Origin of the sequence: Bacillus sp. B2-WWTP-C-10-Post-4 (assembly GCF_009183805.1) — a bacterium.
GTDB lineage: Bacteria > Bacillota > Bacilli > Bacillales > Bacillaceae_G > Bacillus_A > Bacillus_A cereus.
The window spans coordinates 71964-80752 of sequence record NZ_WEII01000012.1 but is presented as its reverse complement, the minus strand read 5'-3'; the positions used below and the strand labels follow the sequence as shown (position 1 = coordinate 80752).

Here is an 8789-nt window from a genome sequence, read left to right as displayed (position 1 = left end):
AAATACCGCCTTCATATGCTTGAATGACATCTGCCATTCCTAGCGCTAAGCAAAGTGATGCGTTAAATTTCTCTCCGCCGGATAATGTTTTTACATCGCGCGTTTGGCCAGTGTATGCATCGTACACGGAAACGGCTATATAAAAGGCTTTGTGGAGGGTATTTGATAAGGGTTTTCATGCAGAGTGTGACCGCTAGTGTGACCGCTAACACAGTAAAATTTATATAATAAACCGTTACAAGACAAGGGTTTATATCTTCTATTAACTTAGCGTAGGCTTCCCGCGCTTTTTATTTTTCCTAATTTCAAGTGTCTATGTCTTGACTACTAACGATAATTTAGGTCGCGCCCTTTTATATCACTGACCAACCACTTGTACGTCCACTTTCTTCTATATATACGAAAACAAACGCAGAAAGAGAGGCCCATATGGCTTATCAAAGGCGTTTCGCCTGTCGAAAGGCATATGGTAACATGCTTAAATTTAGATTTTCAAAGAGCCACGATAGATTTTGATTTTCATTGTGATTTCAATAAGATCATCTCTGTTATCGCAGGTAGTTCCTTACTTGAAGTTATTCGATATTTAAGTATGTAAAAGATTAAGTTGGTCCTTACGGGCTAGCTTTTTCTCGTTTTTAAGTAGATATCGATTTGGTCACACGATGAGATATAGATATGTGTTCTAAGCGATATCTTTCAAGGGATAATAAGGTTCATTTAACATCTAATTTATCCTTAAACAAAAAAACCAGTAGTAACCTACTGGCCCCCATAATCAAAATCCAAAAGTTGTTTAGCATGCCCCATGATACCGACTTGAGCAGCAATCGTTGAATCCATCATTCTATATTTTTCATAGCCTTCGAACCCTTCAATTTCTACATAGCGTTCATCAATTATTTTTACAAATTCTTCTGTTGTGCCAACTACTTTTACTGGTGACCTCTTAATTGCCTGTTGCTCCTTCTCATATTCAATACCTTTTTTTACAACCTCTATTTTCTTTTGCTGTGTAAAGGAAGCCCAGTCCTTCATTTTTTCACTTGGTTCCACAATTTCTTTTTTCACGGGTTGTTCCTTATCTTTCGACCCAACTGGTTTATTACTTTCAGTAGTAATTTCCCTCTTCTCCTCCGTCTTATTAGTACCATCTGTTGTCGAAGAGCAAGCGGCAATAAAGAAAACTAATAATAAAGTTGTAAATATATTTTTATACATATAATACCCTCCTCTCTATAAGCTACATAACTATATTATAAATAGAATAATACATTAAAAGAACAAGAAAAGACCGCCTTCTTTTACAGAGCCGGTTTCTTTCTCATTTTATAGTTTGTGAATTATATCTCGCTTTTCAACTTCAGAACAGTAGACTTTCAACGATTTATTAAACCTGTCTATCAATTCTTCTTCTAACTCCCTATCATAATCCCTCCTCCGTTTTATCAGTAAGTTATCTTGTTATTTTCGTTTAAACTTAACGTTGGCCTTACTCCGTCCCTAACTACTTACTGATCCGTTTTTCCCTTCGCTTAGTTAGCGGTAGTGGCCACCGTCCCCCGCCTATCGTAGTCAGTGACGTTACCTTTCGTTTTTGCCCTTGACTTTAAGGTTTTACGGTTTTTATCATGCCGAAGCGAAGTTAGGAAAACGGCTGGCAGGCGAACTTGTCCCCTACGTCGCTACGTTAAAAAATAAACGAAGCACGTAAGAGAGACAAGTGTCTTATACGTTTCGTTTCATGCCTTGCTTTGTCAGTGTTCCGTATGTATAGACCCTATTCACTTGGCGATTTTCATCACACACGCCCTTCGCCTAAGGCTTGTCCACTACACAAAGCCACCCCTGTGCGACAAGCTGAACGTGTTCCCGAGCACCTTAATGCTCATGGCTACCACCCGAGCCGTTATAGGCCGCTCTCGCCCACCCGCAATGTACGAATAGGAATACGTTACGGGGCGCTATCCTTGTAGAAGCATACTCAGTACTTCCCGCACGACCGATAGCAAGCCAACATCAGTTTTTAGCGTGGTTTACAGGCAATTCCACGTTCGGAAATTACCTCCGTATCTCCTAAAAAAGACAATAGGGAACTAAGCCTCGTGTCCTCCGTTTTTAAAAACGAATGATTACATGAGGCTAATTGGATGATTTCCGCTATTCAATTGTCTTTCTACATACGTGAATTCACGTATCAAAGTGCATAAGCAATAAACATATCGATAGCGTACAACGTACCGCCTACGCCAAACACTCCGTAATACCAAACACGATCAGATAACGTTTCAAGCCCAAAATAATCGTTTAGCTTTGCGAACATACTACGTTACCTCCTCCATCTTCGTTACGTAATAACTGAAACATACTAATAGTTGTTTTACTAATCGTCTGTTTCCTAATTGACGGTCCGGCTTTAAGTACTACGTAAGTAAATACGTAATAGTTAGCGTCTGTTTCGACGTAAACAATCGTATGTGGATAGCCTCCGATATTTAGGTTACGTACTTTAAACAGCAATACTCCGTTTTCTATCTCGTTTGAATCTACGCTGCTAGTAATCTCATGTTGTAATCCTACAGGTAATTCCTCGAAAGTTATGAATTGAATAGCGTTCATTAACAATTTAAACTCATTCATTCCGTTCATCCCCTTTCACATTACGTATGTGTAATTCGTTATTAATGATTTCATCTTACACTTGTGTAATTCGCAAGTCAATAGTTATTGACGAAATAATTACGAAACTGTAAGATGTAACTAAGGATAATTAGGACGGAGGTACTACTATGAAGGTGACACCACGTTTGTCGGAGATTTTATCGGAACGTAACTTACGTCAAAAGGATTTAGCGGAGATGGCCGGTACGACAGAGGCTACAATTAGTCGATTCAGTCGCCAGTCTCGTTATGAAATCGAAACATTGATTCGTATTAGTAACGCGTTAGAATTGAAAATCGAAGATTTATTCGTTGTGGAGGACGCTAAGTAAAGCGTTCTTTTTTATGGAGAAATTTACCGTTTGCTTTGATATACTTGTATTAGAATATATTTAAACGGGAGTGAGCTAAATGGGGAAAAAATGTTTGAGTAGATTCGGAATAATCATTATCGGGGCATCACTTGCACTTGCTACTGGATGTACTCCACAAGATAAAGAAACGGCTGCGCAAGAACAAGCTCAAAAAGAGGAGCAAAAAGTACAGAAACAAGCCGAAAAAGAAGCAGAGAAGCAACGTAAGCAACAAGAGAAGGAAGAAAAAGAGGCGCAAAAACAGGCTGAAAAAGAACAGAAATCACAAGAGAAGGCTAAGAATAACGAGAAAAATAAAGAAGTGAAGTTCAAAGAAAGCATCGAGAAAACTGTTAAGAAGACCATTGGGAAAAGTGATGTTGAATCGATTGAAATAAATAAAAACTTCGACTTACCAGAACCGAACAATAAAGTCGTATTACTTAATTTAACAAATGCAACTGATAAAATTCTTGTGTGGAATGATACAACTAATATATTAAAAGAACTGGCTAAAGAAAAAGAAATTCAGAAAGTCATCTTTGTCTGGAAAGCCGAACTTACAGATACATATGGAAACAAAAAAACTGATCCCGTCGTGAAAATGAATATTGATCGTGAAACAATAGATAAGATTAATTTCGATAACTTCTTATATAAAAACCTACCTACCGTTGTTAGTGATTATTGGCAACATCCTGCTTTAGCAAAATAAACAAAGAAAACCGCCCTTCACAGGTGGTTTTCTTTTCGTATTCATCCCGCTTCCATCTCGTCCAGCACATGCGTCTTCAGGTGTAAATACGCGGATATCTCCTCTTTCGTCACCCCTCTATCGGCGCACACTCCGTCTAACAATACCCATTCGGAATCTCCTACGTAATCTAAAAAACGCTTCTTATCTTCGGCTACTACCAACATCATGGCTAACTCTTCCGTACTTGTTATCGCACGTTTCCGTCCTAGTTCATCAATATGGAATACCGACATTTCGTTATCTGAGCGATATACCTCAAATTGATACGTCTGTTTCCCTCGCCTCACCTCGGATACCACTTCAACTTTTCGTAACCTGGCATAGATATTTCGTATAGGGTACGTGTCATATTTCGGCTCCTTTTTCGTTATATAATAATTACACAACTAATTTTAGCAGAGTACCGTTAAGTAGCCGTTAAGAAAGTATGAAAGGATTTTAGCGTACGTTTACTCTACGTCAATGATATTGATAAATTTAAATGTACGTTTGTTACGAAAAGCATCCGTACAAATAACGTTCTTTTCTAAAAGATCGATGTCCATGACAGTGTAGTAATTCGTAAGTATGTAACCGTCCTCGTAATATGTAATAAGTAACTCCTCTTCGCCTAGTAACGAAATGAGCAATCGATTTTCAATTCGTTCTTGTGCGTCCTTTGTAACGATAGGTCTAGGTAATTTCGCGTTCTCCTTAATAATATCGCGAATACCAGCGAACTGTTCCGGCATGCTTGCGAAAGGCTGCCACTTGACCATACCTCTCCCCTTCGGCATATTACTATTGCTCATGTTAGTCACGACTTATGTCCCCCTAGTAATGTATTTCGATATCTTGCGGTTGCATTTTTCGTATAGGAAACGCCCCGTAATATGCTGTTCTTACCAAACTTAGTACGTATTTCGTCCATGACTTGTGTTAGTCGCATTTCCTTTTCGCGTTGTACTACGTTATCAAATAACGAAATCTGTTCTTCCCCTTCACTTGCTAAATTCGTTAATGAAATACTGACTGATCTAATCGGTTCGCCAGTATATAGTGTATGTAAATAATATGTACAGACGTTATAGATATCCATCGTTAGATTCGTTGGTCGACTTAATGTATGTGATTTACGTATACCTCCGCCTCCACCGTATCCTTTACTGTATCCAACGGAAAAATGAACGGTTCGAGCGAGCTTACGTTGTCTTCGCAATCGATAACAAACTTCCTCGATATGTTCTAACAAAATAATAGGGAATTCGCCTATCGTATAATCACGTAAGAGTATCTGACTTTTAGCGATAGAAGTTTCCGTTGGTACGTGTTTTTCCGATATACGACTGAAATCTATACCGTTACTATGTAAGTGGAGTTCCTCGCCGATTACACCGAAATTCTGCTTCAAATATTTCAGCGGATAATTTGCTAAATCTCCTATCGTCCGTATCCCTTTTCGATTTAACTTCTCCTCCGTTTTATACGATATACCCCAAAATTTACTGAGTGGTCTAATACTCCATAACTTCTCGGGTATATCGTCATACGTCCATTGTGTTATACCGTCATCATTCTTTTTTGCTTCGATGTCCATGGCTACTTTACTCATTAGCAAATTCGGACCAATGCCGATAGTACATTCGATACGAGTTCGGGCGTAAATTTCATTCTTTAACTTCAGCGAAAACTCATACGGGTTATCCGCAAATAAATGTAAAGAAGCCGTCATATCCATAAAAAATTCATCTATGGAATACTGGTGGAAGTCTTCGGGCGCTACGTACTGTAACGCTAGTTTCGTTATGTAATTCGAACATTTAATATATGTATGCATGATTGGATTAACGATAATTATATCTGGTCGTTTAGGTATCTCATATAACCGAGCCATTTTATTAATCCCTAACGCTTTAAGTGGTGGCGTTGCCGCTAGTACTATTGATCCGCTTCGATTTACATCACCTACTACGGCAAGTTTTGTATACCGTGGGTCTAATCCTCTTTTGATACATGATACGCTTGCATAAAAGCTACGCAAATCGACGCATAATATAATCCGCTTAGGCAAAAGAGAATAATCATACAAGGTAATCACTCCTAACATCAAGAACGTTTGTTCTTATTATATGCGAACTTACGTTCTTTTAGAAGGCTTTTTAAGAAAATATTAGATAAGTTTTTTTCAATACTGTCTAAAATTCAATTTATTATTACTTAAATATCTTTATATAAAACACATGGAAATATTTACTTCAATTAAAAAACGTTATATTATTATATTTATTAATTATGTATTTTATATATTAAAAAGGAGATGAAGTTTTGATTAAAACTAGGACTGTCATATTAGTTGTCTTTATAGCTATAATTTTTTGTTTCTCTATTAAAGTAATATTCGGTGATAAACCGGCATCGAATACAGAGTCATCTACTAAAATTAAAGATGCTACCTCTGAACCAAAAAAAGAAAAACTATCCGCACAATTAGATACGTTAGATTATAATAAGGAGACAAATAAACTCAAATTATCCTTAACTACCAATATTCCTGATTCTACAAAAGCAACCATAAAAGTATACAGTTCAAAAAAATCAGATGAATACAATTATACCGCTACAAGTAGTGAGGTATTTAAAGATGGTAAATTACAAACAACTATTTCCCCGTCACAACTTGTCGAAAACGGACAATACTATGTGAAAATACTTATTGATGTTTCAACTGCAGAATATACTTCTACAAATAAACATCTCATTGATAAACTTGGAAGTAAATATGAAGTAGAAAAACAATATAGCGGAGATAAATCGGTAAAAATTCACAATATTTCTTACGATAAATATAAAATTGACATTGACACAAAAAATATAATATCTATTGAAAACGGCTTTTCTGAACAAGAAGCACAACAAGAACGAGCTAAAATAAAAAAAGAACAAGAACAACGCGAGCAACAAGAAGTACAACAACCTAAACAAAATGAAGTTCAGACTACAACTGTTGATGCAAACAGTAAGGGTGAAGCGTGGCTAAAGTTATCCGAAGCAGAGAAACGAACATTAACAAACCGACTAATTAGTAACTGGAAGTCTAATGGCTATACAGTTACAGTTGGTGCTGATTGGTTTATCGGAGCTTTAGATGCATTCTATGGAACCCCAGAAACAAACGTAAATACAATCGGGGATGCTATGACCTTATCTGGTGTCGCTGGTGGAGTAGTAAAAAAATAAAAAAATTGACCGCCTGTAATAGGCGGTCTTTTCTATGTTCAATAAACGCACATGTTACTTCACATTCACATAAGTCGGACTAGCCGTAATGTAGTACGTATTCCCTTTCGAATTGTGTGCCTTATACTGCGGATAGCCGTTTACATCAACTTTAGCATCGATAGTAAAGCCGAGTCCTGCGTCAACAGTGCCCGCTAGGTATGATTTATTCCACGTAGCTTTCGTATAGAAGTTCAAGTCGTTTACTTTCGATACGACACGTTTACCTACAACTTTAGTATTCTCGTTATTACTACCTTTGTCATAACGAATATAAGACGAATCATACTTAATCCATTGGTCACCGCCTAAGTTTAACCACTTACCGTTAGGCCCATTTACTTCGCCCCAAACTTGGTATGCTTCCGGTTTATTTAACTTACGAATCTTAGAAAAATCAGCGCTCGGGCCTTTTCGTAAGTTAACGTTAGTTCCATCGATGTATGCAACACCGTTAGATGGCGTTACAGAGACATTAGGTTTCTCGACCTCTGGCTTAATAGGTTTTTCCGGTACTACAACAGACACTTCGTTATTGCCGTACGCTTTCTTTACATCAGCACGTAACTGAGCGATAGATACACCGTGAGAAGCTAAGTATGCGCGTGGGTCTTCATGGTCAGTACCGCCTAATTTTTTCGTTACATCTTCGTGAGTCCAAAGACCTTGTTCGACCGATAAACCGTTATCTTTCAGAATCTTCGCTAGTAATTTAACGTAACGGTCATATGATGATTTAAATTTCGCTGGATTACTAGATTCAGAAAGCTCAACATGAACAAATCGTTTATTTGCCGCTGGACCTGCTCCATAAGCGATATACTTTGTATCTGCGATTTGAATCGTTTCGTTCCAGTCTACCGCAAAGTGAACGAAAGCATTTCGCCAAGTCCTAGCTTCATAGTTTCGGATATTAATAGCGGGCGCTTCCGGAGTGGCAGTTGAATGAGCTACTACACCTTCGTACGCACCGACTCCATAGCGATAAGATTGCTTAGGTAAGTCTGGAATGAGCATACGGTTAATCGATTCGGCAAACGCTCCACCCATGAATGAAAAAAAGACTACCATTACGGTAGCCATAGAGATTAATAGTTTGTTAATACGTTTCACTTTACGTCCTCCTTCGTATTTAAAATCTGTTTGATTTCCGTTACATCTTTCGATAGCGAACCAAATGCAGAAGCTTGCGTTTCGATTACCTCCTGGTTCTTCTCAATTACCGCTTGGTATTTGCTTTCACGCTCCTTGCTCTCCTTACGTGAATCGAAAAATAACCAAACAAAAAGGACTGCTAAGAGTCCTTGTGATAACGCTAATTTAAAGACTTCTTCCGGCATAAACATCGTCATTCTCCTTTATGGGCAATAAAAAAAGACCAGCTATTGCTATTGCTGTTCCTGCTCTGTTTGTATGTTATTTTCATTAGTTGGTGTTGGCGGTTCTTGTGATGGATAATTTCCAGTGAGTGATGTATAACACTCTAGGCAAATATTTTTTTTCGCAAATCCCATATCCAATTCATATAGACGTGCTCCACGTTTACATATTTCACACAGCGTAGCAATTCGAAACTTTACTGTCCCATCCATCTCTCTCCATACTTCAACCCTGCTAACACCGTTTAGAATACCTGCATTATTTAACATGTCAGCAGGTATTTGAACAAAAACCCCTGTCTCTGTTCGCTCTGCATCCACCAGCCTCCCCATAAAAGGAAAGCTTTCACCTGCTTGAAGTGGCATCATTTGATTCTCATTCAT

General features: G+C 37.9%; 11 protein-coding genes. 3 read left to right on the top strand and 8 right to left on the bottom strand.

The genetic code is table 11. The annotated features are described in order from the left end of the window. Positions 1-762 precede the first annotated feature (762 nt). The 3 genes from GBN78_RS08575 to GBN78_RS08565 form a co-directional block, all read right to left on the bottom strand. A complete protein-coding gene (locus GBN78_RS08575) occupies positions 763-1221 on the bottom strand; it encodes a hypothetical protein (protein WP_152127255.1) in 459 nt (152 codons plus the stop codon). A gap of 976 nt (positions 1222-2197) precedes the next feature. Next, positions 2198-2323 (bottom strand): DUF3961 domain-containing protein, encoded by a 126-nt coding sequence (locus tag GBN78_RS08570; protein ID WP_016125016.1) that lies wholly within the window; start codon positions 2321-2323, stop codon positions 2198-2200. Next, positions 2308-2640, bottom strand: coding sequence for a hypothetical protein (locus tag GBN78_RS08565; protein ID WP_152127253.1), 333 nt, complete (start codon positions 2638-2640; stop codon positions 2308-2310). Before GBN78_RS08565 ends, GBN78_RS08570 begins: the two co-directional genes overlap by 16 nt. Positions 2641-2789: 149 nt before the next feature. Between GBN78_RS08565 and GBN78_RS08560 the strand changes: the two genes are divergently transcribed. Next, a complete protein-coding gene (locus GBN78_RS08560) occupies positions 2790-2993 on the top strand; it encodes a helix-turn-helix domain-containing protein (RefSeq protein WP_000869306.1) in 204 nt (67 codons plus the stop codon). Positions 2994-3072: 79 nt separating this feature from the next. After that, positions 3073-3729 (top strand): hypothetical protein, encoded by a 657-nt coding sequence (locus GBN78_RS08555; RefSeq protein ID WP_152127251.1) that lies wholly within the window; start codon positions 3073-3075, stop codon positions 3727-3729. Between the two features lie 491 nt (positions 3730-4220). Here the strand turns inward: GBN78_RS08555 and GBN78_RS08545 are convergent, their stop codons facing one another. Continuing rightward, on the bottom strand, positions 4221-4562 hold the full coding sequence (locus GBN78_RS08545; RefSeq protein WP_098625455.1) for a YolD-like family protein: 342 nt from the start codon (positions 4560-4562) through the stop codon (positions 4221-4223). A 5-nt stretch (positions 4563-4567) separates the two neighbouring features. Next, the gene (locus GBN78_RS08540; protein WP_098420350.1) at positions 4568-5839 is read right to left on the bottom strand and encodes a Y-family DNA polymerase; all 1272 of its coding nucleotides are present in this window, start codon (positions 5837-5839) and stop codon (positions 4568-4570) included. 236 nt (positions 5840-6075) lie between these two features. Here GBN78_RS08540 and GBN78_RS08535 point away from each other — a divergent pair, with 236 nt between their 5' ends. Continuing rightward, the gene (locus GBN78_RS08535) at positions 6076-6987 is read left to right on the top strand and encodes a hypothetical protein (protein ID WP_152127249.1); all 912 of its coding nucleotides are present in this window, start codon (positions 6076-6078) and stop codon (positions 6985-6987) included. A gap of 54 nt (positions 6988-7041) precedes the next feature. On the opposite strand, the gene GBN78_RS08530 is transcribed toward GBN78_RS08535, so the two are convergent. Genes GBN78_RS08530 through GBN78_RS08520 form a run of 3 tightly spaced genes read right to left on the bottom strand, consistent with a single transcriptional unit; the run spans position 7042 to position 8789 of the window. Next, positions 7042-8139, bottom strand: a complete 1098-nt coding sequence (locus GBN78_RS08530) for an N-acetylmuramoyl-L-alanine amidase (RefSeq protein ID WP_152127247.1) — start codon at positions 8137-8139, stop codon at positions 7042-7044. Beyond that, entirely contained in the window at positions 8136-8372 is a 237-nt protein-coding gene (locus tag GBN78_RS08525) for a BhlA/UviB family holin-like peptide (RefSeq protein WP_152127261.1), read from the bottom strand. The genes GBN78_RS08530 and GBN78_RS08525 overlap by 4 nt, the downstream gene beginning before the upstream one ends. Positions 8373-8414: 42 nt before the next feature. Continuing rightward, entirely contained in the window at positions 8415-8789 is a 375-nt protein-coding gene (locus GBN78_RS08520; protein ID WP_086389105.1) for a hypothetical protein, read from the bottom strand.